The 25,605-nt window shown below is 41.1% G+C and carries 32 protein-coding genes, 1 pseudogene, 1 CRISPR repeat array and 1 other annotated feature; of the genes and pseudogenes, 28 read left to right on the top strand and 5 right to left on the bottom strand.

Annotated elements, in window-relative coordinates; all coding sequences use genetic code 11:
- From E7Y33_RS05775 to E7Y33_RS05755, 5 genes are all read left to right on the top strand, one after another.
- Window positions 1-155 (top strand): CRISPR-associated endonuclease Cas2 (locus E7Y33_RS05775; RefSeq protein WP_474104329.1); only part of this gene is annotated, 155 nt, incomplete at its 5' end.
- Window positions 152-1,195, top strand: a complete 1,044-nt coding sequence (gene csn2-St, locus E7Y33_RS05770; RefSeq protein WP_070568886.1) for a CRISPR-associated protein Csn2-St — start codon at window positions 152-154, stop codon at window positions 1,193-1,195. The genes E7Y33_RS05775 and csn2-St, both read left to right, overlap by 4 nt.
- 70 nt (window positions 1,196-1,265) lie before the next feature.
- Window positions 1,266-2,027: direct repeats of the CRISPR family, unit length 36 nt; unit sequence GTTTTTGTACTCTCAAGATTTAAGTAACTGTACAAC.
- Between the two features lie 124 nt (window positions 2,028-2,151).
- Complete coding sequence (locus tag E7Y33_RS05765) at window positions 2,152-2,478, top strand: hypothetical protein (RefSeq protein ID WP_070568883.1); 327 nt, start codon at window positions 2,152-2,154, stop codon at window positions 2,476-2,478.
- A 63-nt stretch (window positions 2,479-2,541) separates the two neighbouring features.
- A complete protein-coding gene (locus tag E7Y33_RS05760; RefSeq protein ID WP_070568878.1) occupies window positions 2,542-3,036 on the top strand; it encodes an Imm6 family immunity protein in 495 nt (164 codons plus the stop codon).
- Between the two features lie 33 nt (window positions 3,037-3,069).
- Window positions 3,070-3,543, top strand: coding sequence for an Imm6 family immunity protein (locus E7Y33_RS05755; RefSeq protein WP_070568876.1), 474 nt, complete (start codon window positions 3,070-3,072; stop codon window positions 3,541-3,543).
- 91 nt (window positions 3,544-3,634) lie between these two features.
- Here the strand turns inward: E7Y33_RS05755 and yidA are convergent, their stop codons facing one another.
- Window positions 3,635-4,441, bottom strand: a complete 807-nt coding sequence (yidA, locus tag E7Y33_RS05750; protein ID WP_139689911.1) for a sugar-phosphatase — start codon at window positions 4,439-4,441, stop codon at window positions 3,635-3,637.
- Between the two features lie 9 nt (window positions 4,442-4,450).
- A complete protein-coding gene (locus tag E7Y33_RS05745) occupies window positions 4,451-5,758 on the bottom strand; it encodes an HD domain-containing protein (RefSeq protein WP_139689910.1) in 1,308 nt (435 codons plus the stop codon).
- 71 nt (window positions 5,759-5,829) lie between these two features.
- Between E7Y33_RS05745 and E7Y33_RS05740 the strand changes: the two genes are divergently transcribed.
- The gene (locus E7Y33_RS05740; RefSeq protein ID WP_139689909.1) at window positions 5,830-6,207 is read left to right on the top strand and encodes a YwiB family protein; all 378 of its coding nucleotides are present in this window, start codon (window positions 5,830-5,832) and stop codon (window positions 6,205-6,207) included.
- Window positions 6,208-6,231: 24 nt separating this feature from the next.
- Here the strand turns inward: E7Y33_RS05740 and E7Y33_RS05735 are convergent, their stop codons facing one another.
- Together E7Y33_RS05735 and E7Y33_RS05730 are read right to left on the bottom strand one after the other, a co-directional pair.
- Window positions 6,232-7,314: a DEAD/DEAH box helicase gene (locus tag E7Y33_RS05735; protein ID WP_139689908.1), complete on the bottom strand. Its 1,083-nt coding sequence runs from the start codon at window positions 7,312-7,314 to the stop codon at window positions 6,232-6,234.
- The gene (locus tag E7Y33_RS05730) at window positions 7,311-8,288 is read right to left on the bottom strand and encodes a Gfo/Idh/MocA family protein (RefSeq protein WP_139689907.1); all 978 of its coding nucleotides are present in this window, start codon (window positions 8,286-8,288) and stop codon (window positions 7,311-7,313) included. Before E7Y33_RS05730 ends, E7Y33_RS05735 begins: the two co-directional genes overlap by 4 nt.
- A gap of 155 nt (window positions 8,289-8,443) precedes the next feature.
- On the opposite strand from E7Y33_RS05730, the gene E7Y33_RS05725 reads away from it, so the two are divergent.
- From E7Y33_RS05725 to rpmA, 4 genes are all read left to right on the top strand, one after another.
- Entirely contained in the window at window positions 8,444-9,139 is a 696-nt protein-coding gene (locus tag E7Y33_RS05725; RefSeq protein WP_139689906.1) for a YoaK family protein, read from the top strand.
- 54 nt (window positions 9,140-9,193) lie between these two features.
- Window positions 9,194-9,281 (top strand) — a sequence feature (ribosomal protein L21 leader region).
- 34 nt (window positions 9,282-9,315) lie between these two features.
- The gene (gene rplU / locus E7Y33_RS05720; RefSeq protein ID WP_000109141.1) at window positions 9,316-9,630 is read left to right on the top strand and encodes a 50S ribosomal protein L21; all 315 of its coding nucleotides are present in this window, start codon (window positions 9,316-9,318) and stop codon (window positions 9,628-9,630) included.
- A 15-nt stretch (window positions 9,631-9,645) separates the two neighbouring features.
- The gene (locus tag E7Y33_RS05715) at window positions 9,646-9,990 is read left to right on the top strand and encodes a ribosomal-processing cysteine protease Prp (RefSeq protein WP_000613697.1); all 345 of its coding nucleotides are present in this window, start codon (window positions 9,646-9,648) and stop codon (window positions 9,988-9,990) included.
- Window positions 9,991-10,006: 16 nt separating this feature from the next.
- Window positions 10,007-10,300 (top strand): 50S ribosomal protein L27, encoded by a 294-nt coding sequence (rpmA, locus tag E7Y33_RS05710; RefSeq protein ID WP_000916509.1) that lies wholly within the window; start codon window positions 10,007-10,009, stop codon window positions 10,298-10,300.
- A 145-nt stretch (window positions 10,301-10,445) separates the two neighbouring features.
- On the opposite strand, the pseudogene E7Y33_RS09570 reads toward rpmA, so the two are convergent.
- Window positions 10,446-10,541: pseudogene (locus tag E7Y33_RS09570) on the bottom strand (AraC family transcriptional regulator); the annotation flags it as partial.
- Between E7Y33_RS09570 and E7Y33_RS05705 the strand changes: the two are divergent.
- The 18 genes from E7Y33_RS05705 to E7Y33_RS05620 all read left to right on the top strand — a co-directional run bounded on the left by E7Y33_RS05705 (window position 10,534) and on the right by E7Y33_RS05620 (window position 25,593).
- Window positions 10,534-11,442, top strand: a complete 909-nt coding sequence (locus E7Y33_RS05705) for a LysR family transcriptional regulator (protein WP_139689905.1) — start codon at window positions 10,534-10,536, stop codon at window positions 11,440-11,442. The pseudogene E7Y33_RS09570 and the gene E7Y33_RS05705 sit on opposite strands and share 8 nt — an antisense overlap.
- The gene (lspA, locus tag E7Y33_RS05700; protein WP_139689904.1) at window positions 11,439-11,906 is read left to right on the top strand and encodes a signal peptidase II; all 468 of its coding nucleotides are present in this window, start codon (window positions 11,439-11,441) and stop codon (window positions 11,904-11,906) included. Before E7Y33_RS05705 ends, lspA begins: the two co-directional genes overlap by 4 nt.
- Window positions 11,890-12,789: an RluA family pseudouridine synthase gene (locus E7Y33_RS05695; protein WP_139689903.1), complete on the top strand. Its 900-nt coding sequence runs from the start codon at window positions 11,890-11,892 to the stop codon at window positions 12,787-12,789. Before lspA ends, E7Y33_RS05695 begins: the two co-directional genes overlap by 17 nt.
- Before the next feature lie 101 nt (window positions 12,790-12,890).
- Window positions 12,891-14,000 carry a glutamate 5-kinase gene (proB, locus tag E7Y33_RS05690; protein ID WP_219628362.1) on the top strand — a complete coding sequence of 370 codons (1,110 nt, stop codon included), beginning with the start codon at window positions 12,891-12,893 and terminating at the stop codon, window positions 13,998-14,000.
- 9 nt (window positions 14,001-14,009) lie between these two features.
- A complete protein-coding gene (locus tag E7Y33_RS05685) occupies window positions 14,010-15,272 on the top strand; it encodes a glutamate-5-semialdehyde dehydrogenase (RefSeq protein WP_139689901.1) in 1,263 nt (420 codons plus the stop codon).
- A gap of 3 nt (window positions 15,273-15,275) precedes the next feature.
- Entirely contained in the window at window positions 15,276-16,073 is a 798-nt protein-coding gene (proC, locus tag E7Y33_RS05680) for a pyrroline-5-carboxylate reductase (protein WP_139689900.1), read from the top strand.
- 120 nt (window positions 16,074-16,193) lie between these two features.
- A complete protein-coding gene (tmk, locus tag E7Y33_RS05675) occupies window positions 16,194-16,832 on the top strand; it encodes a dTMP kinase (RefSeq protein WP_139689899.1) in 639 nt (212 codons plus the stop codon).
- A complete protein-coding gene (locus E7Y33_RS05670; protein ID WP_139689898.1) occupies window positions 16,829-17,719 on the top strand; it encodes a DNA polymerase III subunit delta' in 891 nt (296 codons plus the stop codon). The genes tmk and E7Y33_RS05670 overlap by 4 nt, the downstream gene beginning before the upstream one ends.
- Before the next feature lie 40 nt (window positions 17,720-17,759).
- Entirely contained in the window at window positions 17,760-18,077 is a 318-nt protein-coding gene (yabA, locus tag E7Y33_RS05665) for a DNA replication initiation control protein YabA (protein WP_139689897.1), read from the top strand.
- A 2-nt stretch (window positions 18,078-18,079) separates the two neighbouring features.
- Entirely contained in the window at window positions 18,080-18,958 is an 879-nt protein-coding gene (gene rsmI, locus E7Y33_RS05660) for a 16S rRNA (cytidine(1402)-2'-O)-methyltransferase (protein ID WP_139689896.1), read from the top strand.
- 184 nt (window positions 18,959-19,142) lie between these two features.
- The gene (gene trmFO, locus E7Y33_RS05655; RefSeq protein ID WP_084881375.1) at window positions 19,143-20,477 is read left to right on the top strand and encodes a methylenetetrahydrofolate--tRNA-(uracil(54)-C(5))-methyltransferase (FADH(2)-oxidizing) TrmFO; all 1,335 of its coding nucleotides are present in this window, start codon (window positions 19,143-19,145) and stop codon (window positions 20,475-20,477) included.
- Between the two features lie 83 nt (window positions 20,478-20,560).
- Window positions 20,561-21,298, top strand: a complete 738-nt coding sequence (gene pyrH, locus E7Y33_RS05650) for a UMP kinase (RefSeq protein ID WP_000002996.1) — start codon at window positions 20,561-20,563, stop codon at window positions 21,296-21,298.
- Window positions 21,299-21,305: 7 nt separating this feature from the next.
- Entirely contained in the window at window positions 21,306-21,863 is a 558-nt protein-coding gene (gene frr / locus E7Y33_RS05645) for a ribosome recycling factor (protein ID WP_139689895.1), read from the top strand.
- A gap of 59 nt (window positions 21,864-21,922) precedes the next feature.
- Window positions 21,923-22,777: an RNA-binding virulence regulatory protein CvfB gene (gene cvfB / locus E7Y33_RS05640; protein ID WP_139689894.1), complete on the top strand. Its 855-nt coding sequence runs from the start codon at window positions 21,923-21,925 to the stop codon at window positions 22,775-22,777.
- 11 nt (window positions 22,778-22,788) lie between these two features.
- Window positions 22,789-23,346 (top strand): GrpB family protein, encoded by a 558-nt coding sequence (locus tag E7Y33_RS05635; RefSeq protein WP_095726104.1) that lies wholly within the window; start codon window positions 22,789-22,791, stop codon window positions 23,344-23,346.
- A gap of 45 nt (window positions 23,347-23,391) precedes the next feature.
- Complete coding sequence (locus E7Y33_RS05630; protein ID WP_095726103.1) at window positions 23,392-23,607, top strand: YozE family protein; 216 nt, start codon at window positions 23,392-23,394, stop codon at window positions 23,605-23,607.
- A gap of 80 nt (window positions 23,608-23,687) precedes the next feature.
- Complete coding sequence (locus tag E7Y33_RS05625) at window positions 23,688-24,674, top strand: PhoH family protein (protein WP_139689893.1); 987 nt, start codon at window positions 23,688-23,690, stop codon at window positions 24,672-24,674.
- A 331-nt stretch (window positions 24,675-25,005) separates the two neighbouring features.
- Window positions 25,006-25,593 carry a TlpA family protein disulfide reductase gene (locus E7Y33_RS05620; RefSeq protein WP_084849289.1) on the top strand — a complete coding sequence of 196 codons (588 nt, stop codon included), beginning with the start codon at window positions 25,006-25,008 and terminating at the stop codon, window positions 25,591-25,593.
- Window positions 25,594-25,605: the final 12 nt, after the last annotated feature.

Here is a 25,605-nt window from a genome sequence, read left to right as displayed (position 1 = left end):
AATTCTATAAAAAATTAAGTCAGAGTAATTTACCAAGTGGGAATGTCCGTTTGCTTGCAGTAACAGAGAAACAATTCTCTGAAATGGTTTTGATTATAGGTGGGAAAACAAAGCAAGAAGAAGTAGTCAGTGATAATAAGTTGGTAGTTATATGAAAATGAATATTAGTCATCCATACAAGGATAATATTTTATTAAGTTTTGGTCAATTTACTCAAATTGTAGGTCAAGATCAGCAATTAAAATACTATATTTGGCAGATACTATTATGGTATTTTGGAGGAAAAAAATATAGTGAGGAAGATTTAGTTCTATTTGTACAAAATGAGCCTAAAATACTGATAGACGATACAATGGTTTCCCGGTCAGAATTCAGTATTATTCAAGTGTCCAGTATCAATGATTTAATTGAACAAATGGAATATAAAAAAGGAACAGTTGCCTATGATTATATAAAGAAAAAGATTAATTCTATAGAGATAATGGAGCAAATTGAAAATATCAATGACAATCTAGATAGGATTTCACTTTTATTGAATCAGAAGTTGAATCTTCAAATCGATGATATTATCTATCATACTGAAGCAAAATATTTTAATACGGATCAATTAATTCAAAAAAATTTTTTACCATACTTTGGAAAAAATGATAAAAATATATCCTTTGAATTTGTAGACAATAAGACAAAGTTTTTATTATTTCTTTCAATGTTGGAAGTTATTGCGACGAACAGTTCTGAAAAGTTCTTGCTTGTCTTACGAAATTTGGATGATTTTTTATCCTATAATGATTTTGTTGAATGTTGCGAGAAAATGGAGTTTCTTACTAATCATAGTAACTTACTCTATATAGTCTCATTTCCTTCAAATGAGGGTTATCTTCATGTAACTAAAGAAGTACTAGAGGAAATCAATATCGTTTCCGATTATGTAGATCATTTTTATTCCTTAGAATTTATGTATGAACGATTTATTAATCAATATCCAATAAATCAAATACCTGATGAACAAGACTTTTTAACTTCTTTAAGAAAGGTTGGCCCCTATTTATTTAGTTCTGATATTCTTCATATGAGTTTATCTATAGAAGATCAAGTAGCATTAAAGATTTTAAACAAATTGTATCAGTATGAAATGAAAACAAAATTCCGTATTGAAGCGGTCAATCCAATGTTATTGAAATATTTGAAAGAATAGTATTGACGAGTGAGATTTAAGGCTTTATAATGTTTTTGAGGGAACAAAAATCAAAATTGACGAATTTGAGGTTTTTGTACTCTCAAGATTTAAGTAACTGTACAACAAAGTTCTGCTAGATTCTGTTATTGCTTTAGTTTTTGTACTCTCAAGATTTAAGTAACTGTACAACAAAGTTCTGCTAGATTCTGTTATTGCTTTAGTTTTTGTACTCTCAAGATTTAAGTAACTGTACAACGGATGACTGGACCGATAACACTCTGGACATGTTTTTGTACTCTCAAGATTTAAGTAACTGTACAACTCATCCATGATATGTTCACAATTTGGATGCGTTTTTGTACTCTCAAGATTTAAGTAACTGTACAACGGTCATTCTCACTCTGTCCGCTATTCGTACGTTTTTGTACTCTCAAGATTTAAGTAACTGTACAACCTTTGTTTCAAGTGGAGTTATCGATGAAGGGTTTTTGTACTCTCAAGATTTAAGTAACTGTACAACAAAATTCCTCGAAGGGTTCAAAGCTATTATGTTTTTGTACTCTCAAGATTTAAGTAACTGTACAACACCGAGGTTACACCCTCCAAGCATTTCCGAGTTTTTGTACTCTCAAGATTTAAGTAACTGTACAACCTTTGTTTCAAGTGGAGTTATCGATGAAGGGTTTTTGTACTCTCAAGATTTAAGTAACTGTACAACAAAATTCCTCGAAGGGTTCAAAGCTATTATGTTTTTGTACTCTCAAGATTTAAGTAACTGTACAACATAAATCGGGCGTGCACATTTATGGTACATGTTTTTGTACTCTCAAGATTTAAGTAACTGTACAACAGGCTAAATTGGATCCAGGATTAGCAATTGGAGCGAAAACGCTCTCTCTTATTTCTTACAGATTAGCTCCCCAGTATGATATAATGTCATTTAGAAGAAACCAGAGAATATAGGAGTCGAAACGATGCTAGCTATTTGTATCGATTCTATATGTGACAAGACAGGAACCTATAAGTTGTTAAGAAATTATTCATCCTTACCTTTCTCTTTAATCCAATCCAGAATAAAAGATCATGTCACGGTAATAGAAGTAGATATGTTAGATTTGGACGAATTGAAAAAGGTTAGAGCCCTCATCCATGAGTTGAGTGCCATTGGAACTAAGGTTACGTTGAGAGATTCGACTGGTATTATCACCTTAGAATTTTTAAATAATATTATTTCTACCTTCGAAGAAATTGTGGCTGAAAGAGAAGAACTGGATGCTCTGATGTTTGAGGGGGAAGAGTGATTGTCACATTTTCCAGTGAATTATACATTCCCAAGTTAATTTTTAGTAATAAAAGGAAAATCAATGAAAGATAATAAAAATTTGTTGCTCTTTCTACAGGAGTTGATATACGGTCTTGTAGATTTTATCAGTGAGAAAGAATATAAGGAATTTGTCTTTGACTCCTTAAAACTTTCAAAACAGGAGCTTGATAAACAGAGTGGGTTTTGTCCAGATGATTTATACAATCGATTGGAAAATATGGATGAGCAGGATATCTTGACATTTCAGGAGCTGGATAAGAAAACCAATCCACTAGTTTGGAACTGTATCGCTAATTTCTTTGTCCTAGTTTGTCACTATTCATATATTGCTTCGGAAGAAATCTACCTACCACAAACGATTGAAAGTGTCGACGAGGACATACTTGAGGTACTTTCTTTAAGTTACAAACAAATCCTATCTGAAAATAGTGAACTCATTTCACAAATATCTGAAACAGAAATAAAAGGATATTTAAAGGACGATCTCATTAAAAACTACTTTGGTCCACTATTTTTATCAGATGAGAATGGATAGGCTATTTCGTTCAAGTATAGATTAGGAGAGGATATGCTGACTAGTTATTTTATGTTGATTTTTGCTGAGGCAATTGCGAATTGTATGGAAACGCAATATATTTCACACATTCGAACCGCCTTGGATGCATGTTGGAGTTTTTTGGAGAATAGAGATAAAAGGGGAGAGGAACTTTATCGTTTATTAGATGATGGGACAGACTTCAGTGGAATTTTTATCTACATGCAGCAGGATGAAAATGAAGCGAATACTCTTTTGTGGGACAACATTAGTTATGCAATAGGTGTGACTGCTAAAGAAGCGTTTGAGTTTGAGAACAAGAAGGAGCTTCCTTCTCCCATAGAGAACATTGAACCTGGTTTGCTTGATGACTTTATTGAAAATTTAAAAGAAATCAGCGTGGATCTTTATCATCACGTCGAAGCTGTAAAATCTTTCATCAATAGAAATCCATATCCATCAAGAGAGCCTGCTTTAAAAGAACTAGGTAAGATGAGCATACTCTGATGATTTGGTGAAAATTCAAAAAGAACACCCCATAAGTTAGAATTTTATCTCTAATTTATGGGGTGTGGTTCATTTTTTAAGCTTAAGCATTTTACAATACCCACGTACGAATAGCATGGGCTACGCCGGATTCGTCATTTGTTTTAGTGATGTATTTGGCGATATTTTTGAGTTCTGGATTTCCATTTTCCATAACAACGGGATTACCCACGACTTCCAGCATGGCGCGGTCATTTTCTTCATCCCCGATGGCCATAGTTTCATCTTTGGTCAATCCTAGTTTTTCAGCTAAGTGAGTGATGGCTGAACCCTTGTCTACATTCTTTTTAAGGAGTTCGAGGTAGAAAGGAGCTGATTTGTTGATGGAGTAGCGTTCGTAAAATTCTGCTGGGATTTTTTCAATTGCAGCATCGAGAATTTCTGGTTCATCAATAAACATACATTTGACGACTTCCTTGTCAGTCATTTCTTCAGGAGTGCGGTAAAAAATGGGCATGCTGACGAGGGTTGATTCGTGCACCGTGTATTTTCCGATATTGCGATTGGCCGTGTAGATACCGTCCTTGGTAATGGCGTGCATGTGGACACCGAGCTTACGACTGAGGAATTCCATATCCAGATAATCCTCATAAGTCAAGGATTCACTGATAATCTCGTGGCCAGTAGCAGTTTCTTGGACAAGGGCACCGTTGAAGGTCACGACATAGTCACCCTCGTCTCTCAGCTTTAAGTCGTCCAGAAGTTTGGCAACACCTGCGATGGGACGACCCGTTGCAATGACAACTTTGACACCGGCTTGTTTGGCGTCTTGGATGGCAGAAAAGACTTGAGGAGTGATCTCCTTTTTACTGTTAACCAGGGTACCATCGATATCGACGGCGATTAGTTTAATACTCATATATTTCCTCTATTCGTTCTTATTTGGGGTAAAATGGTCGTTCTCAATCAAGTGTAAAAATTGCTGGGTGATACTTGCGAAGATACTGTTTTGATTTAACATTTCTTTCGGGAAATAGAAACGATTATCTCCGTGGCGGCTGCCAGCAAGGGATTGGACGATAGGAGACAGGCTAGAGAGTTCAGCAAGTTCACCATTTTTCTGTAGAATCTCAATCTGTGTCCGTGGATTTTCAGATTCGGGACGATAGATATCATAAGGGAGGTCAAAGTTCTTATGAATAGCAGTATAGTAGTCTGGATCAAAACCGATTTCTTCAACCAGTTGTCTCATGGTTGCGAGTTGGTCTTGGTCTTTTTCTGAAAAAGTAATGGATTTAAAGACCTTGCGGTTGACAAAACGTTGCGACAAGTCGGCTAGTATCTTGTCAGGACTGGTCATCCAGAGTTGGAAGTAGGTATTCATCACGCCGTCATCAAGTGCTAGATAGTCAGATAGAGTAACTTTCTTTTCAAAAAAAGGTAGCAAATGAGGAGAAGTGCGTGCAAAGAAGTCCTTGTCTTCAGGATAGAGTTCCTTGGCGCGTTTGAGAAGATTCTGTAGGAGAACTTCCATGGCCCGTGTTGCTGGGTGGAAATAAACCTGCATATACATCTGGTAACGACTGAGGACATAGTCTTCAATGGCATGCATACCGTTGCGCTGAAAGGCGATGCCATTTTCGACAGGACGAATGACTCGGAGGATGCGAGTCAGGTCAAATTCCCCATAAGATGCTCCTGTAAAATAAGAGTCGCGCAAGAGATAGTCCATACGGTCCGCATCAATCTGACTGGAAATGAGTTGCACCACCTGCTTGTTGGGATAGGTATGGTCGATGACACTAGCCACCTTTTTGGGGAAATCAGGCGCTACTTGTAGTAGGACTTGGTGAATCTCTGTCTCAGGACTTTGGATGATCTCCTGAGTAATGGCCTCATGATCTGTATCAAAGAGATGTTCAAAAGTATGAGAGTAGGCACCGTGCCCGAGGTCATGAAGGAGCGCAGCGGTCATGGTCAAGAGAGACTCAGCAGGATCCCATTCTTCAGGATATTTTTCTTCAAAAATCTCTGTGATGCGTCGTGCAATCTCATAGACCCCCAAACAGTGGGAAAAGCGACTGTGCTCCCCACCATGGAAAGTATAGCTGGAAGTCCCTAGCTGTTTGATACGACGCAGACGTTGAAATTCTTTTGTATTGATCAAGTCATAGATGACCTGATTGTTTACGTGGATATAGTTGTGAACTGGGTCACGGAATACTTTTTCGTTCATATGACCATTATAGCAAAATCCTGCTCTTTTTGGTAAAATAGTAGGACAAGAGACAAGAAAGAGGATTTGATGTGAAGATTCGGATGCGAAATACGATTCAGTTTGATGAACAGTTGGAAGTAATCGACCAACTCTATGACGTGGAAGTGCGTGAAAAAGGGGATTATAGCTATTTACTCTTTTATAATGAGGAAAAAGAAAAAGTGGTTCTCAAGTTTCATCAAGAAGAACTGGTGATGACCCGTTTCTCAAAGCCCAATACCATCATGCGTTTTCTAAAGGATAGTGATAGTTTGGCCTATATTCCTACTCCAATGGGGATGCAGGAGTTCGTCATTCAAACAAGTCACTACAAACTGGATGGGCAAAAGATTGAGCTAGCCTATCAACTTCAAAATCAAGAGGGACACCCTTTTGCCAGCTATCAATTGGAAATTACTTGGGGATAAGAAAAAGGTTGGCGAATGCCAACCTTATTTGATATAGAGTTCTTGGTTTTTTAGGACAATTTCACGTATATTTGCAAATTTCTTGAGTTTTTTAAGTTCTTCAGGATGGGTAACTAGAGTGATGACATAGCCCTCTTTGCCCATGCGACCTGTACGGCCAGCGCGGTGAGTGTAAGTTTCGATGTCTCTAGGAATATCAAAGTTTACGACACATTCTAGGCTATCGATATCAATCCCACGTGCCAAAAGGTCTGTTGCAAGGAGCAGGGTTAGCTGCTTATCTTTAAACTTTTCTAAGATGACTTTTCGAAATTTAACATTGACATCGCTAGCGAGGGAAACAGCCAAGATATCCCGATACTGTAGTTTTTCCTCTGCACTTCCTAGATCTGACAAGCTGTTAAAGAAGACCAGACCACGAAAATCCTCTACATGAGCCAGTTTTCGAAGCATGTCCACTCGGTGACGTTGGTCTACCTGCATGTAGAAATGTTGAATGTTGTCCAACTTTTGGTCAGAAAGATCGATGGTGCGCGTGTTTGGTGCAATATTTTCTTGGTCAAACTTGGTCGTCGCACTCATGTAGATGAGTTGATGGTCACGAGGTGCGTAGTGAGTGATTTTCTCAACAAAGTGAATCTGAGAATCATCGAGCAACTGGTCAAATTCATCTAGGATGATGGTTTCCACATTCTTCATCTTGATTTTTTTCAATTTAATCAACTCAAAGATACGGCCAGGAGTTCCAATCAGAATTTCTGGTCCTTTTTTTAGGCGTTCAATCTGGCGTTTCTGACTGGAACCTGATAAGAAGAGCTGAGCAGTCAAGCCGATAGCCTCTGCCCACGTTTTACATACATCAAAAATCTGTCCAGCAAGTTCTGTATTTGGTGCTAGGATCAAGAGCTGTTGGGCTTTTTTCTTTTTCAGTCTGAGTAGACTTGGGAGTAAGTAAGCGAGGGTCTTACCAGTTCCTGTTGGGCTTACTCCCAGGAGGTTTTCTCCAGCAAGAATAGGCTCAAATAGTTGAGTTTGAATGGGAGTGAATTCTTGGAAACCGAGTCGGTCACTTAGTTCTTGCCATTCAGTAGGTAGTTTGGTTTTCATTTTTCTGCCTCAAATCTAATGCCAGCAGTCTGGCGCATAGTATATAGTAGTTCATGAATAGAGCCTGCATCATCCAGCCAGTTCTGGTAGAGCGTCTGGTCTGGTTGCTGGATCATCTGTGCAAACGCAGCAACTTCCTCAGTCATCGTATGAGGAGCTTGTTGGATAGGGAGTTGAACTTGATTTCCTTGGTGGTCGCTAAAAATAGCTGAGCGGACATGTTCAATCGAGTTAAGGATCAAGGTTCCATCTGCTGTGTAAATCTCACAAGGAAGATTGGAAGTGATGTTTTTCCCAGCCTTGATATGAACTTGAAAGTCAGGGTAGAAGAGGATACCGTCTCCATTTAGGTCAATGCTATTGTCAAGCTGTTGAGCCTGATAGGTTGCGTCTTGAGCTTTTCCAAAGAGACGAATAGCAGCGTAGATAGGATAAATCCCCAAATCCATAAGAGCTCCACCAGCAAAACGGTCTGAAAAGACATTGGGAGTCTGTCCAGCCAACAAGTCAGGCATCTTGGAAGAATACTTGGCATAGTTGAAATCTGCTCCCAGCACTTGCTTGTCTGCTAAAAAGTTTTTGATAGTAGTAAAGGCTTCCTCGTGGTAATTACGAGCTGCTTCGAAGATAAAACAGTGATTTTTCTCAGCTGTTTGAACCAAATCCAGCCAGTCTTGTGGCTGAGTAACAGCAGGTTTTTCAAGAATGACGTGTTTCCCAAAAGACAAGGCAGCTTTGGCTTGAACAAAATGCAAGGAGTTTGGACTGGCGATATAAACTACATCAAAGGAGCTCTTGAAGAAGTCTTCTAATTGATCAAAGAGTTGGATATCCTGATAGCGAGAAGCAAAATTTGCTGCTGTTTCTAACTTTCTAGAGTAGACATCGACCAGCTGGTATTTACCACTGGCATGGGCTGCCTCTATGAAGTGATGGCTGATAGCTCCTGTTCCGATGACACCTAGTTTAAGCATAGATACTCCTTTTCCGACTTTAAATCCTTCCTTCATTATAACATAGAAAAGAAGGACTATCCAACAGATGGTAAAAATTTTCAAATGGACTACGTTTTTCTCAAAGAAAGTGGTACAATATTTAGATAAGTAGATGAAATGAAAAGGGGGAGAAAATGAGATTATTACCAATAAGAAAAATATCACGTCAGTCTAAAAGGCTAGCGCTTTTTTTGACTTTTTGTGCAGGATATGTCGATGCCTATACTTTTATTGTACGAGGGAACACTCTTGTAGCTGGACAAACTGGGAATGTTGTTTTCCTTTCAGTAGAATTAATACAAAATAATGTTTCAGATGTTAGGGACAAGGTTCTCACTTTGCTAGCTTTTATGATGGGGGTCTTTTTATTAACTGTTTATAAGGAAAAATTGAGAATTGTAAAAAAACCAATTTTGTCCTTGATACCACTCGCGGTCTTATCCATAATCATTGGCTTTGTTCCCTTGTCAGTAGACAATATCTACCTAGTTCCACCTTTAGCCTTTTGTATGGGATTGGTGACAACAGCCTTTGGAGAAGTGTCGGGGATTGCCTATAATAATGCTTTTATGACCGGGAATATCAAACGGACCATGTTGGCTTTTGGAGATTATTTCCGGACCAAGCATACGCCTTTTCTAAGAGAAGGCTTGATTTTTGTTAGCCTACTGACCAGCTTTGTTCTTGGAGTTGTCTTTTCAGCTTATTTGACGATTTTTTATCATGAAAAGACCATTCTAGGTGTTCCTGTGATGATGGGCATCTTTTACCTCAGTATGCTTTTTGCTTCTTGGAGAAAAAAAGGAAAGAAAATGCTTAATTTTGATTGATTTCGCTTGTAAGAAAAAAGAAGATATGCTATACTTGAAGAGTTGACTATGCACAGTCCTGTGCAACCGCACGAACATCGTAGCTTGATTATTCAAGTTTAAGTGGTTCGTCCCACGATGCTAGGCGAGTCTTCACAAAAATACGGGGAAACCCTAAAAATCATAGGAGGTGCATAATGAGCACATACGCAATTATCAAAACTGGCGGAAAACAAGTTAAAGTTGAAGTTGGTCAAGCAGTTTACGTTGAAAAATTGAACGTTGAAGCTGGTCAAGAAGTTACTTTTAACGAAGTTGTTCTTGTTGGTGGTGAAAACACTGTTGTCGGAACTCCACTTGTTGCTGGAGCTACTGTAGTTGGAACTGTTGAAAAACAAGGAAAACAAAAGAAAGTTGTTACATACAAGTACAAACCTAAAAAAGGTAGCCACCGTAAACAAGGTCACCGTCAACCATATACAAAAGTTGTCATCAACGCGATCAACGCTTAATTTTAAGGAGAACACATGATACAAGCAGTCTTTGAGAGAGCCGAAGATGGCGAGCTGAGGAGTGCGGAAATTACTGGACACGCCGAGAGTGGCGAATACGGCTTAGATGTCGTGTGTGCATCGGTTTCTACGCTTGCCATTAACTTTATCAATTCCATTGAGAAATTTGCAGGCTATGAACCAATCTTAGAATTAAACGAAGATGAAGGTGGCTATCTAAAGGTTGAAATACCAGCGGATCTTCCTTCGCACCAGAGAGAAATGACCCAGTTATTCTTTGAATCATTTTTCTTAGGTATGGCAAACTTATCGGAGAACTCTTCTGAGTTCGTCCAAACCAGAGTTATCACAGAAAACTAACACGGAGGAAAACATTATGTTAAAAATGACTCTTAACAACTTGCAACTTTTCGCCCACAAAAAAGGTGGAGGTTCTACATCAAACGGACGTGATTCACAAGCAAAACGTCTTGGAGCTAAAGCAGCTGACGGACAAACTGTAACAGGTGGATCAATCCTTTACCGTCAACGTGGTACACACATCTATCCAGGTGTAAACGTTGGACGTGGTGGAGACGATACTTTGTTCGCTAAAGTTGAAGGCGTAGTACGCTTTGAACGTAAAGGTCGCGATAAGAAACAAGTTTCTGTTTACCCAATCGCAAAATAAAAAGGTCCAGTGAACCTTTTTATCCCGAGCCTTGGTATTTTAAGGCGAGGAAGCTAGAAGTAGCATTAAATAAGGCTTTCCGAGTTCTCGGAGAGCCTATTTTTTTGTTTTGATACCCATTTTGAATTTAATAGAGAATGGTTAGATTTAAACTTGCGATGGACACTTTTTTCTTTTTTGGAAAAATTCTGAAATATGGTATAATGAACAGATAGAGAAGTTGGGGGTAAAAGATGAACATTCAACAATTACGCTATGTTGTTGCTATTGCCAATAGTGGTACTTTCCGAGAAGCTGCTGAAAAGATGTATGTTAGTCAGCCAAGTCTGTCTATTTCTGTACGTGATTTGGAAAAAGAGCTGGGCTTTAAGATTTTCCGTCGGACGAGTTCGGGGACTTTCTTGACTCGTCGTGGCATGGAATTCTATGAAAAAGCGCAAGAATTAGTTAAAGGATTTGATGTTTTTCAAAATCAGTATGCCAATCCTGAGGAAGAAAAGGATGAATTTTCCATTGCCAGTCAACACTATGACTTCTTGCCACCAACCATTACGGCCTTTTCAGAACGTTATCCTGATTATAAGAACTTTCGTATTTTTGGGTCTACTACAGTTCAAATCTTAGATGAAGTAGCCCAAGGACACAGTGAGATTGGGATTATCTACCTCAACAACCAAAATAAAAAGGGAATCATGCAACGGGTTGAAAAGCTTGGTTTAGAAGTTATTGAACTAATTCCTTTCCAGACTCACATTTATCTTCGTGAAGGACATCCTTTAGCACAGAAAGAGGAGTTGGTCATGGAGGATTTAGCGGATTTACCAACGGTTCGTTTTACTCAGGAAAAAGATGAGTATCTATACTATTCAGAGAACTTTGTCGACACCAGCGCGAGCTCGCAGATGTTTAACGTGACGGACCGTGCTACTTTGAATGGTATTTTGGAGCGGACGGATGCCTATGCGACAGGTTCAGGATTTTTAGATAGTGACAGTGTCAATGGCATCACAGTCATTCGTCTCAAGGATAATTTAGATAACCGCATGGTCTATGTCAAACGGGAAGAAGTGGAGCTTAGCCAAGCTGGGACACTCTTCGTTGAGGTTATGCAAGAATATTTTGATCAGAAGAGGAAATCATGAAAAAAAGAGGAATAGTAGCAGTCATTGTACTGCTTTTGATTGGGCTGGATCAGTTGGTCAAAAATTATGTTGTCCAGCAGATTCCACTGGGTGAAGTGCGTTCGTGGATCCCCAATCTCGTTAGCTTGACCTACCTGCAAAATAGAGGGGCGGCCTTCTCTATGTTACAAGACCAGCAGTGGTTATTTGCTGTCATTACACTGGTCGTTATGGTAGGTGCCATTTGGTATTTGCATAAACACATGGAGGACTCTGTTTGGCTGGTCTTTGGACTGACTCTGATAATCGCGGGAGGCCTAGGCAACTTTATCGACAGAATGAGTCAAGGTTTTGTGGTGGATATGTTTCACCTAGACTTTATCAACTTTGCGATTTTCAATGTTGCTGACAGCTATTTGACAGTTGGTGTCATTGTTTTATTGATTGCAATGCTTAAAGAGGAAGTAAATGGAAATAAAAATTGAAACTGGTGGGCAACGTCTAGACAAGGCTCTGTCGGACCTGACAGAATTGTCACGCAGTCTCGCGAATGAACAAATCAAGGCTGGACAAGTTTTGGTTAATGGGCAAGCCAAGAAAGCAAAATACACTGTCCAAGAGGGGGATATCGTCACCTACCATGTGCCAGAACCGGAGGTTTTGGAGTATGTGGCTGAAAATCTTCCACTAGATATCATCTACCAAGATGAGGATGTGGCCGTTGTTAACAAACCTCAGGGGATGGTGGTGCATCCGAGTGCTGGTCATACTAGCGGAACCTTGGTCAATGCCCTTATGTACCATATCAAAGACTTGTCAGGTATCAATGGGGTTCTGCGACCGGGTATCGTTCACCGCATTGACAAGGACACATCTGGTTTCCTCATGATTGCTAAGAATGATGAGGCCCACTTAGCACTCGCTCAAGAACTCAAGGATAAAAAGTCTCTCCGTAAATACTGGGCGATTGTTCATGGCAATCTTCCCAATGATCGTGGTGTGATTGAAGCACCGATTGGACGGAGCGAAAAAGACCGTAAGAAACAAGCTGTGACTGCCAAAGGTAAGCCAGCTGTGACTCGTTTTCAAGTCTTGGAACGCTTTGGAGACTATAGTTTGTTAGAGTTGCAACTAGAGACAGGACGTACCCATCAAATCCGTGTTCACATGGCTTATATTGGCCATCCTGTCGCTGGGGATGAGGTCTATGGTCCACGCAAAACCTTGAAAGGACATGGACAATTTCTCCATGCCAAGACCCTAGGATTTACCCATCCGAGAACTGGTGAAACCTTGGAGTTCACAGCAGATATTCCAGAGATTTTTAAAGAAACACTGGAAAGATTGCGTAAAACTGAGAATAGATAGAAGAGTTGAGATGCCTTGTCTCAACCTTTTTTATTTCAAGTCTTTTCTATTTTAAAGTATTCATGTTATAATGGATAAATATGAAGAATCGGAGTGAGAATATGAAGTACAAACGAATCGTCTTTAAGGTGGGGACTTCGTCCTTGACAAATGAAGACGGGAGTTTATCAAGAAGTAAAGTAAAGGTAATTACCCAACAATTAGCTATGTTGCATGAAGCTGGGCATGAGTTGATTTTGGTTTCATCTGGGGCAGTAGCGGCCGGCTTTGGAGCTTTGGGCTTTAAAAAACGTCCGACCAAGATTGCTGATAAGCAGGCTTCAGCTGCAGTAGGACAAGGTTTGCTCCTAGAAGAATACACAACCAACCTCCTCATGCGCCAGATCGTTTCTGCACAAATCTTGCTGACACAGGATGATTTTGTAGATAAACGTCGCTATAAGAACGCCCATCAGGCCTTGTCTGTATTGCTTCATCGTGGTGCAATTCCCATCATCAATGAAAATGATAGTGTCGTCATTGACGAACTCAAGGTGGGTGATAATGACACTCTGAGTGCCCAGGTAGCGGCTATGGTCCAAGCGGACCTTTTAGTTCTCTTGACTGATGTGGACGGTCTCTATACTGGAAATCCCAACTTAGATCCAAGAGCTAAACGTCTTGAGAAAATCGAGACTATCAATCGTGAGATTATTGATATGGCTGGTGGAGCAGGTTCTTCAAATGGAACTGGGGGTATGCTGACAAAGATCAAGGCTGCAACTATTGCGACGGAGTCAGGGGTGCCAGTCTATATCTGCTCGTCCCTGAAATCAGATGCTCTGATTGAGGCGGCGAACGAGACCAAGGATGGTTCCTTCTTTGTTGCGCAAGAGAAGGGACTTCGTACCCAGAAACAATGGCTGGCTTTCTATGCTCAAAGTCAGGGAACGATTTGGGTAGATGGTGGAGCTGCAGAGGCACTTTCAAAAAACGGGAAAAGTCTCCTTTTATCGGGTGTGGTAGAAGTGGAAGGAAACTTCTCTTACCACGATATTGTAACAGTAGCAGATAAAGAAACAGGTCAATCTCTTGGAAAGGGACGTGTCCAATTTGGCGTCTCAGCCCTAGAAGATATGATCCGTTCTCAAAAAGCTAAGGGAGTCTTGATTCACCGTGATGACTGGATTTCCATCACTCCTGAAATCCAGCTGCTCTTTACAGAATTTTAGAGGTGAACGATGGTAAGTACACAAGAACAATTTGAACAAGTACAGGCTGTCAAAAAGTCAATTAACACTGCTAGTGAAACTGTGAAAAACCAAGCCTTGCTAGCTATGGCTGATCACTTATTGGCAGCTACTGAGGAGATTCTAGCGGCAAATGCCCTTGATACGGCAGCAGCCAAGGGGAAAATCTCAGATGTTATGCTAGATCGTCTTTATTTGAATGCAGGGCGAATCCAAGCGATGGCAACTGGAATTCGTGAAGTGGTTGCTTTACCAGATCCCATTGGTGAAGTTCTAGAGACAAGTCATCTTGAAAATGGCTTGCTTATTACCAAGAAACGTGTGGCTATGGGTGTTATCGGTATTATCTATGAAAGCCGTCCAAATGTGACGTCGGATGCGGCTGCCTTGGCTCTCAAGAGTGGAAATGCAGTCGTTCTTCGTAGTGGCAAAGATGCCTATCAAACTGCCCATGCTATTGTCACAGCCTTGAAGAAGGGTTTGGAGACGACTACCATAAATCCAGACGTGATTCAACTAGTAGAAGATACCAGTCGAGAAAGTAGCTATGCCATGATGAAGGCCAAGGGTTATCTAGACCTTCTCATTCCTCGTGGAGGAGCTGGCTTGATCAATGCCGTGGTTGAGAATGCTATCGTACCTGTTATCGAGACAGGAACTGGAATTGTCCATGTCTATGTGGACAAGGATGCCGATGAAGACAAGGCTCTGTCTATCATCAACAATGCTAAAACCAGTCGTCCTTCTGTCTGCAATGCTATGGAGGTTTTGCTGGTTCATGAAGACAAGGCTGCAGATTTCCTTCCTCGCTTGGAGCAAGTTCTGGTTACAAGTCGGAAAGAAGCTGGGCTGGAACCAATTCAATTCCGCTTGGATGAGAAAACAAGTCAGTTTGTTTCAGGTCAAGCAGCTGAAGCACAAGACTTTGACACTGAGTTTTTAGACTATGTCCTAGCTGTTAAGATTGTGAGCAGTTTAGAAGAAGCGGTTGCCCATATTGAAGCTCACAGTACCCATCATTCGGACGCCATTGTGACAGAAAATGCTGAAGCTGCAACTTACTTTACAGATCAAGTAGATTCAGCAGCGGTTTATGTCAATGCCTCAACTCGTTTCACTGATGGTGGGCAATTTGGTCTTGGATGTGAAATGGGGATTTCTACTCAAAAATTGCATGCGCGTGGGCCAATGGGCTTGAAAGAGTTGACCAGCTACAAGTATGTGGTTACTGGTAACGGACAGATAAGGGAGTAAGAGATGAAGATTGGATTTATCGGCTTGGGAAATATGGGTGCTAGTTTGGCCAAGGCTGTCTGGCAGGCCAAGACTGGTCAACAGATTCTCCTTGCCAATCGTAGTCAAGCGAAAGTAGATGCTTTCATCACTAATTTCGGTGGTCAGGCTTCCAGCAATGAAGAAATTTTTGCAGAAGCAGATGTGATTTTTCTAGGAGTTAAGCCTGCTCAGTTCTCAGACTTGCTTTCTCAATATCAGACTATTCTTGAAAAACGAGAGAGTCTTCTTTTGATTTCCATGGCGGCTGGATTGACTTTGGAAAAACTGGCAAGTCTTCTGCCAAGTCAACACCGAATTATTCGCATCATGCCCAATACACCAGTGGCTATCGGCCAAGGAGTGATTAGTTATGCCTTGTCTCCTAATTGTAGTGTTGAGGACAGGGAACTCTTTTGTCGGTTTTTAGCCAAGGCTGGTCTCTTGGTTGAACTAGGAGAAGGATTAATAGATGCTGCGACAGGTCTTGCAGGTTGTGGACCAGCTTTTGTCTATCTCTTTATCGAGGCTTTGGCAGATGCAGGTGTGCAGACAGGATTGTCAAGAGAAAGGGCCTTGAAAATGGCAGCCCAAACAGTAGTAGGCGCTGGACAAATGGTCCTCGAAAGTCAACAACATCCAGGAGTTTTGAAAGATCAAGTTTGCAGCCCAGGAGGTTCGACTATCACGGGTGTAGCAAGTCTGGAAGAACATGCCTTTAGAGGTACCGTCATGGACGCAGTTCATCAAGCCTACAAACGAACACAAGAATTAGGTAAATAAGAGGTTGGATGACTCCCAGCCTCTTTTATGCTCTTTTGAAATCAGAAGACGCAAAAAGATTGTCACAAAAACCTATTTTTTTGATAGAATAGAAGGTAGAAAAAAAGAAATGAGTTAGACATGTCAAAAGGATTTTTAGTCTCTCTTGAGGGACCAGAGGGAGCAGGAAAGACCAGTGTTTTAGAGGCTCTGCTCCCAATTTTAGAGGAAAAAGGAGTAGAGGTACTGACGACCCGTGAGCCAGGTGGAGTCTTGATTGGAGAGAAGATTCGGGAAGTGATTTTAGATCCAAGTCATACTCAGATGGATCCTAAAACAGAGCTTCTTCTCTATATCGCCAGTCGCAGACAGCATTTGGTAGAAAAAGTTCTTCCAGCTCTTGGAGCTGGTAAGTTGGTCATTATGGACCGTTTCATCGATAGTTCTGTTGCCTATCAGGGATTTGGTCGTGGCTTGAATATTGATGCCATTGATTGGCTCAATCACTTTGTGACAGATGGCCTTAAACCCGATTTGACCCTCTATTTTGACATTGAGGTGGAAGAAGGGCTGGCTCGCATTGCTGCTAATAGTGACCGCGAGGTCAATCGTTTGGACATGGAAGGCTTAGACTTGCACAAAAAAGTTCGTAAAGGCTACCTTTCTCTTCTGGACAAAGAAGGAAATCGCATGGTCAAGATTGATGCGAGTCTTCCTTTGGAGCAAGTTGTGGAAACGACCAAGGCTGTCTTATTTGACAGAATGGGCTTGGCTAAATGAAACAAGATCAACTAAAGGCTTGGCAGCCAGACCAGTTTGACCGCTTTGTCCGTATCCTAGAACAAGACCAGCTCAATCACGCCTATCTCTTTTCGGGATTCTTTGGAAGCTTGGAAATGGCGCAGTTTTTGGCTAAGAGCCTCTTTTGTACGGATAAAGTAGGCGTTTTGCCGTGTGAGAAATGCCGAAACTGTAAGCTGATTGAACAGGAAGAATTTCCCGATGTTACCTTGATTAAGCCAGTCAATCAGGTCATCAAGACAGAACGGATTCGAGAATTAGTGGGACAGTTTTCCCAAGCAGGGATTGAAAGCCAGCAACAGGTTTTTATTATCGAGCAGGCGGATAAAATGCATCCCAACGCAGCCAATTCTTTGCTCAAGGTCATCGAAGAACCCCAGAGTGAAGTTTACATTTTCTTCTTAACCAGCGATGAGGAAAAGATCTTGCCGACCATCCGTAGTCGGACGCAGATTTTCCATTTTAAAAAGCAAGAAGAAAAGCTCATTCTTCAATTAGAACAAGCAGGTCTGGTCAAGAAAAAAGCGATTCTCTTAGCCCAGTTTTGTCAATCACGAGCTGAAGCTGAAAAGTTGGTCAATCAGGCTAGTTTTTGGACCTTGGTGGATGAAAGTGAGCGCCTACTGACTTGGTTATTAGCCAAGAAGAGAGAGAGTTATTTGCAGGTAGCCAAATTAGTTAGCCTGGCAGATGACAAGGAAAAACAAGATCAAGTTTTGCGGATCCTCGAAGTCCTCTGTGGTCAGGATCTCTTGCAAGCAAAGATTCGTCAGATTTTACAAGATTTGCTAGAAGCTAGAAAAATGTGGCAGGCTAATGTCAGTTTTCAAAATGCCATGGAATATCTGGTCTTGAAAGAAATATAAACTCAAAGAATGAATGATAAAGAAAGGAAAGGGCTGGTTTATGGATAAGAAAGAATTATTTGATGCACTGGACGATTTTTCCCAACAGTTATTGGTGACCTTAGCCGATGTAGAGGCCATCAAGAAAAACCTCAAGAGTCTGGTAGAGGAAAATACAGCTCTTCGTTTGGAAAATTCTAAGTTGCGCGAACGCTTGGGTGAGGTAGAAGCAGATGCTCCCGTCAAGGCCAAGCATGTTCGTGAAAGCGTCCGACGAATCTATAAAGACGGATTTCACGTATGTAATGATTTTTATGGGCAACGCCGAGATCAGGACGAGGAATGTATGTTCTGTGACGAGTTGTTGTACAGGGAGTAGGCATGCAGATTCAAAAAAGTTTTAAGGGGCAATCTCCCTATGGCAAGCTTTATCTAGTAGCAACGCCAATTGGCAATCTAGATGATATGACCTTTCGTGCCATCCAGACTTTGAAAGAGGTGGACTGGATTGCGGCTGAGGACACGCGCAATACGGGGCTTTTGCTCAAGCATTTTGATATTTCAACCAAACAGATCAGTTTTCATGAGCACAATGCCAAGGAAAAAATTCCTGATTTGATTGCTTTCCTGAAGGCGGGGCAAAGTATTGCTCAGGTTTCTGATGCGGGTCTGCCTAGCATCTCGGATCCTGGTCACGATTTAGTCAAGGCAGCCATCGAGGAAGATATTGCTGTTGTCACCGTTCCAGGAGCCTCTGCAGGGATTTCTGCCTTGATTGCCAGTGGTTTGGCACCACAACCACATATCTTTTACGGCTTTTTACCGAGAAAATCAGGCCAGCAGAAGCAATTTTACGACTCAAAAAAAGACTATCCTGAAACTCAAATTTTCTACGAATCGCCCCATCGTGTGGCAGATACGCTGGAAAATATGCTAGAAGTCTACGGCGACCGCTCGGTGGTCTTGGTCAGGGAATTGACCAAAATCTATGAAGAATACCAACGAGGAAAGATCTCTGAATTGCTTGAAAGCGTGGCTGAGACACCGCTCAAGGGTGAGTGCCTTCTCATCGTTGAAGGTGCCAGTCAGGATGTGGAGGAGAAGGATGAGGAAGACTTGTTCTTAGAAATCCAAGCTCGTATCCAGCAAGGCATGAAGAAAAATCAAGCCATTAAGGAAGTTGCGAAACTCTACCAGTGGAATAAAAGCCAGCTCTATGCTGCCTACCACGATTGGGAAGAAAATCAAGAAAATGATTAAACAGGGAAGTTTGCCTTCTTCCCTTTTTTTGTTATACTAGTAAAAGAAAAATTAGAAAGATTTGTGGGAGTGAAAAAGTTCGGGGAACTTTTTCAGTCTGAGCCAAGAAATTCGAAATCTCGTAAGTTCAGTTGGCTTTTCAATGTGAATCTTGTCTTCACACTCCCAAAGAGGTATTAGTGTCGTGTCTCAATCTTATATCAATGTTATCGGAGCAGGTTTGGCAGGGTCTGAAGCAGCTTACCAAATCGCAGAACGTGGTATTCCAGTTAAACTTTATGAAATGCGTGGTGTCAAGTCAACACCTCAGCACAAAACGGACAATTTTGCAGAGTTAGTTTGTTCCAATTCTCTTCGTGGGGATGCCCTGACAAATGCTGTTGGGCTTCTCAAGGAAGAAATGCGTCGCTTGGGTTCGGTCATCTTGGAATCTGCTGAGGCTACACGTGTTCCTGCTGGTGGAGCCCTTGCGGTGGACCGCGATGGTTTCTCTCAAATGGTGACTGAAAAAGTGGCCAACCACCCCTTGATTGAAGTGATTCGTGATGAAATTACAGAATTGCCAACTGACGTTATTACTGTGGTCGCTACTGGTCCTTTGACTAGTGATGCCTTAGCTGAAAAGATTCATGCCCTTAATGATGGGGATGGATTCTATTTCTATGACGCGGCGGCGCCGATTATTGACGTTAACACCATCGATATGAGCAAGGTCTATCTCAAGTCTCGTTATGACAAGGGAGAAGCAGCCTACCTCAATGCCCCTATGACCAAACAAGAATTTATGGATTTCCATGAAGCCTTGGTCAATGCGGAAGAAGCACCGCTCAATTCCTTTGAAAAAGAAAAGTACTTTGAAGGTTGTATGCCTATCGAAGTCATGGCTAAGCGTGGCATTAAAACCATGCTTTATGGTCCGATGAAGCCAGTCGGTTTGGAGTATCCAGACGACTACACAGGACCTCGTGACGGGGAGTTCAAAACACCGTATGCAGTTGTCCAGCTTCGTCAGGACAATGCGGCTGGTAGCCTCTACAATATCGTCGGTTTCCAAACCCACCTCAAATGGGGGGAGCAAAAGCGTGTTTTCCAAATGATTCCAGGTCTTGAAAATGCTGAGTTTGTCCGTTATGGGGTCATGCACCGCAATTCTTACATGGATTCACCAAATCTTCTCGAGCAAACCTATCGTTCTAAGAAACAACCCAACCTTTTCTTTGCTGGTCAAATGACGGGTGTGGAAGGCTATGTTGAGTCAGCAGCCTCAGGCTTGGTTGCAGGTATTAACGCGGCTCGTCTCTTCAAGGGTGAAAGTGAAGCTATCTTCCCAGAGACCACAGCGATCGGAAGTCTAGCTCATTACATCACCCATGCTGACAGCAAACATTTCCAACCGATGAATGTCAATTTCGGAATTATCAAGGAATTGGAAGGCGAGCGTATCCGTGATAAGAAGGCTCGTTATGAAAAAATTGCAGAGCGTGCCCTTACCGATTTAGAGGAATTTTTAACGGTTTAATTTTTTTCAAAGAATTGCTCATGATACTATAAAAATCTTAGAAATTGTGATAAAATAGGTAGGATAAAAAAAGGAGAGTAAAAATGGCGAACCCCAAGTATAAACGTATTTTAATCAAGTTATCAGGTGAGGCCCTTGCTGGTGAACGTGGCGTAGGGATTGATATCCAGACAGTTCAAACAATCGCAAAAGAGATTCAAGAAGTTCATAGCTTAGGTATCGAAATTGCCCTTGTTATTGGTGGAGGAAATCTCTGGCGTGGAGAACCTGCTGCAGAAGCAGGAATGGACCGCGTTCAGGCAGATTACACAGGAATGCTTGGGACTGTCATGAATGCTCTTGTGATGGCAGATTCATTGCAACAAGTTGGAGTAGATACGCGTGTGCAAACTGCCATTGCTATGCAACAAGTTGCAGAACCTTACGTACGTGGACGTGCTCTTCGTCATCTTGAAAAAGGCCGTATCGTTATCTTTGGTGCCGGAATTGGTTCACCTTACTTCTCAACAGATACAACAGCAGCTCTTCGTGCAGCTGAAATCGAAGCAGATGCCATTCTGATGGCTAAAAATGGTGTCGATGGTGTTTACAATGCCGATCCTAAGAAGGACAAGACAGCTGTTAAGTTTGAAGAATTGACCCACCGTGACGTTATCAACAAAGGTCTTCGTATCATGGACTCAACTGCTTCAACCCTCTCTATGGACAACGACATTGACTTGGTTGTCTTTAACATGAACCAACCAGGCAACATCAAACGTGTCGTATTTGGTGAAAATATCGGAACAACAGTTTCAAACAATATCGAAGAAAAGGAATAAGAAAATTATGGCTAACGCAATTGTAGAAAAAGCTAAAGAGAGAATGACCCAGTCTCACCAATCACTTGCTCGTGAATTTGGTGGTATCCGTGCCGGTCGTGCCAACGCAAGCTTGCTGGACCGTGTCTTTGTAGAATACTATGGAGTAGAAACTCCTCTTAACCAAATCGCTTCTATCACCATTCCAGAAGCGCGTGTTTTGTTGGTAACGCCATTCGACAAATCTTCATTGAAAGACATTGAACGTGCCTTGAACGCTTCTGATCTTGGTATCACACCAGCTAACGACGGTTCTGTGATTCGCTTGGTTATCCCAGCTCTTACAGAAGAAACTCGTCGTGACCTTGCTAAAGAAGTGAAGAAGGTCGGTGAAAATGCTAAAGTGGCTGTTCGTAATATCCGTCGTGATGCTATGGATGAAGCTAAGAAACAAGAAAAAGCAAAAGAAATCACTGAAGACGAATTGAAGACTCTTGAAAAAGATATTCAAAAAGTAACAGATGATGCTGTCAAACACATCGACGACATGACTGCCAATAAAGAAAAAGAACTTTTGGAAGTCTAAAAATAAACAGAAAAACTCAGTTGGCATTGCTGGCTGAGTTTTATTCGGAAGAAGGAAATATGAATACAAATCTTGCAAGTTTTATCGTTGGACTCATCATCGATGAAAATGACCGTTTTTACTTTGTGCAAAAGGATGGTCAGACCTATGCTCTTGCTAAGGAAGAAGGTCAACATACAGTAGGGGATACGGTCAAAGGTTTTGCCTATACGGATATGAAGCAGAAACTCCGATTGACCACTTTAGAAGTGACTGCCACTAAGGATCAATTTGGCTGGGGAACCGTAACAGAAGTTCGTAAAGACTTGGGTGTTTTTGTCGATACCGGTCTACCTGATAAGGAAATCGCTGTGTCACTCGATATCCTCCCTGAGCTCAAGGAACTCTGGCCTAAGAAGGGTGATAAACTTTACATCCGTCTTGAAGTGGACAAGAAAGACCGCATCTGGGGCCTCTTGGCTTATCAGGAAGACTTCCAACATCTGGCTCGTCCTGCTTACAACAACATGCAGAACCAAAACTGGCTAGCCATTGTTTACCGCCTCAAGCTATCAGGAACTTTTGTATACCTACCAGAGAATAACATGCTTGGTTTCATTCACCCAAGTGAACGCTACTCAGAGCCACGTTTAGGCCAAGTGCTAGATGCGCGGGTCATCGGTTTCCGTGAAGTGGACCGTACCTTGAACCTATCCCTCAAACCACGTTCCTTTGAAATGTTGGAAAATGATGCTCAGATGATTTTGACCTACTTGGAAAGCAATGGCGGTTTCATGACCTTAAATGATAAGTCATCTCCTGAGGACATCAAGGCAACCTTTGGTATCTCTAAAGGTCAGTTCAAGAAAGCACTCGGTGGCTTGATGAAGGCTAGTAAAATCAAGCAAGACCAGTTTGGTACAGAGTTGATTTAAACCTTATAGACATGATAAAGAAACTTGAAGAAATGAGTTTAGAGGAACTCTGGCAACTTTTTCCTATTTTTCTAGTAGAGCACAAGTCAGAGTGGAAAGACTGGTATGAATCGGAAAAAACAAGTCTGAAAAAAATATTGGGTGCAAATGTTATTAAAAGAATAGAACATATCGGTAGCACTGCTATCTCTAATATTTGGGCCAAAAATATCGTTGATATTCTGCTAGAAGTAGGTAGAATAGAGGATTTAGCAAGAGTCAGGGATTTATTGGTGAAGAATGGGTGGCTAGTGATGTCGGAGAGTCCTAACAGGATTTCGCTAAATAAAGGATATACAGAGCAGGGATTTGCTGAGAAAGTTTTTCATCTACATTTGCGAATGACGGGAGATCATGACGAGATTTATTTTAGAGATTATCTCTGCCAGCATCCAGATATTGCCCAAGCGTATCAGGAATTAAAACTCAGTTTGTGGAAACAATTTGAACACAATCGAGACGCCTATACTGATGCGAAAACGGATTTTATAAACCACTACGTTTCAGAGGCTAAGTCCAGTAATTTTTAAAAATCAGAAAAGTTTCATCAAAAAAAGTCTTGATAGGAGAAAGAATTGAGAAAATCATTTTACACTTGGCTCATGACCGAGCGCAATTCTAAAAGTAACAGTCCCAAAGCCATCTTGGCAGACCTCGCTTTTGAGGAGTCAGCCTTTCCAAAACACACGGATGATTTTGATGAGGTGAGTCGCTTTTTGGAGGAGCATGCCAGCTTCTCTTTTAACCTAGGAGACTTTGACGCCATCTGGCAAGAATACTTAGAACACTAGAGACAATGAGATGAGGCTAGTATTTTATTGTTCTCTTTGCTATAATAAAAAGAAATAAACGGATTAGAGAGGTTCTTTATTTGAAGGAACATTCAATAGACATTCAACTGAGTCATCCAGATGACTTGTTCCATCTTTTTGGTTCCAATGAGCGCCATCTTCGTTTGATGGAAGAAGAGCTCGATGTGGTGATTCATGCCCGTACGGAAATTGTCCAGGTTATTGGAGAAGAGTCTGCCTGTGAGGAAGCCCGTCAGGTTATCCAGGCTTTGATGGTCTTGGTGAATCGGGGGATGACCGTTGGCACGCCAGATGTGGTGACTGCGATTAGCATGGTCAAGAACGATGAAATCGACAAGTTTGTCGCCCTTTATGAAGAAGAAATTATCAAAGACAATACAGGGAAGCCGATTCGTGTCAAAACCTTAGGTCAAAAACTTTATGTGGACAGTGTCAAACAGCATGATGTGACCTTTGGAATCGGACCTGCAGGAACGGGGAAGACCTTTCTTGCAGTGACCTTGGCAGTGACAGCCCTTAAACGTGGGCAGGTCAAGCGAATTATCCTCACTCGACCAGCAGTCGAAGCTGGTGAGAGTCTAGGATTTCTTCCGGGTGATCTCAAGGAGAAGGTCGATCCATATCTTCGACCAGTTTATGATGCCTTGTATCAGATTCTCGGCAAAGACCAAACGACTCGTCTCATGGAGCGTGAGATTATCGAAATTGCGCCCCTTGCCTACATGCGTGGTCGGACCTTGGATGATGCCTTTGTCATTCTCGATGAGGCACAGAATACGACCATCATGCAGATGAAGATGTTCCTGACTCGTTTAGGCTTTAATTCGAAGATGATTGTCAATGGAGATATCAGCCAGATTGACCTACCACGCAATGTTAAGTCCGGTTTGATTGATGCTCAAGAAAAGCTTAAGAATATTCACCAAATCGACTTTGTTCATTTTTCAGCCAAGGATGTGGTTCGTCATCCAGTTGTCGCTCAAATCATACGAGCTTATGAACCAGCTTCAGTTAAAAATGAAGAAAAGAAGGAAGAGACAGAATAGCAAAAAAGAGCAGTTCAGATGCGAACTGCTTTTTAAGTTGCCCTGTATAAAAAGTTGTATGGCTAATTTATTATAGACAGAATAATGATGATTCTAATCTGATGTTGGTAAAAATCTAGAAATATTAGTGCTGAAATCTCCACATTTAAGTTAACTTATTATAAATTTTATTTTTTCTTAATTTTCTTAGTAATTAATAGGAAAAATTACGATAAAATTTATTGAAATAAAGATTTCAAAATGATAAAATGATATTTGGGTTAGAGTGGGCTTAAGTCCAAAATTTGAAAGTACCTAACTCGCTTTCACATCTTAATAGAAAGGAGATATTATGAAAAAAGACAAGTGGTGGCTTCCATTTTTAGCAGTAGGAGTCATCATAGCTTTAGCGGTGGGTTTAATTTATTTCACTAGACCCACTAAGGATGGAGATATAGGAACGTCTTCAGTTTCGCAATCGACTTCAAGTGATGAGAACAATTCAGCTTTGAGTTTAAAAGGTCAACAACTTCCAGAATTTAAAATGACCTCTCAAGATGGAAAATTGATTGCTATCTCGGAACTGTATGATAAACCTATATTAGTTGTCGAATGGGCTAGTTGGTGTCCGCATTGCCAGAAACAACTACCCATTGTTCAGCAGATGTATGAAAAGTATGGAGATCAAATTCATTTTGTTCTTCTGAATATGAACGAACCAGGAAAAGAAACAAAGGAAACTGCTGATCAGTATATCAAAGAAAAAGGATATACTTTCCCGTATTATTATGACGAAGATCAGTCTGCAGCCGATCTTTTACAGGTTCAAACCATACCAAGTATGTATCTTGTGACAAAACAGCAACAGGTAAAGAATGTATTAGTAAATCACACCACTGCTGAAAATTTCTCGAAAGAGTTACAAGAACTGCTAAACTAACATACATCTATT

The sequence above is a fragment of the Streptococcus oralis genome, assembly GCF_006175905.1.
GTDB classification, from domain to species: Bacteria; Bacillota; Bacilli; order Lactobacillales; family Streptococcaceae; genus Streptococcus; species Streptococcus oralis_BG.
Note: the sequence above shows the minus strand (reverse complement) of the source record. Positions and strands in the feature narration are given on the sequence as shown.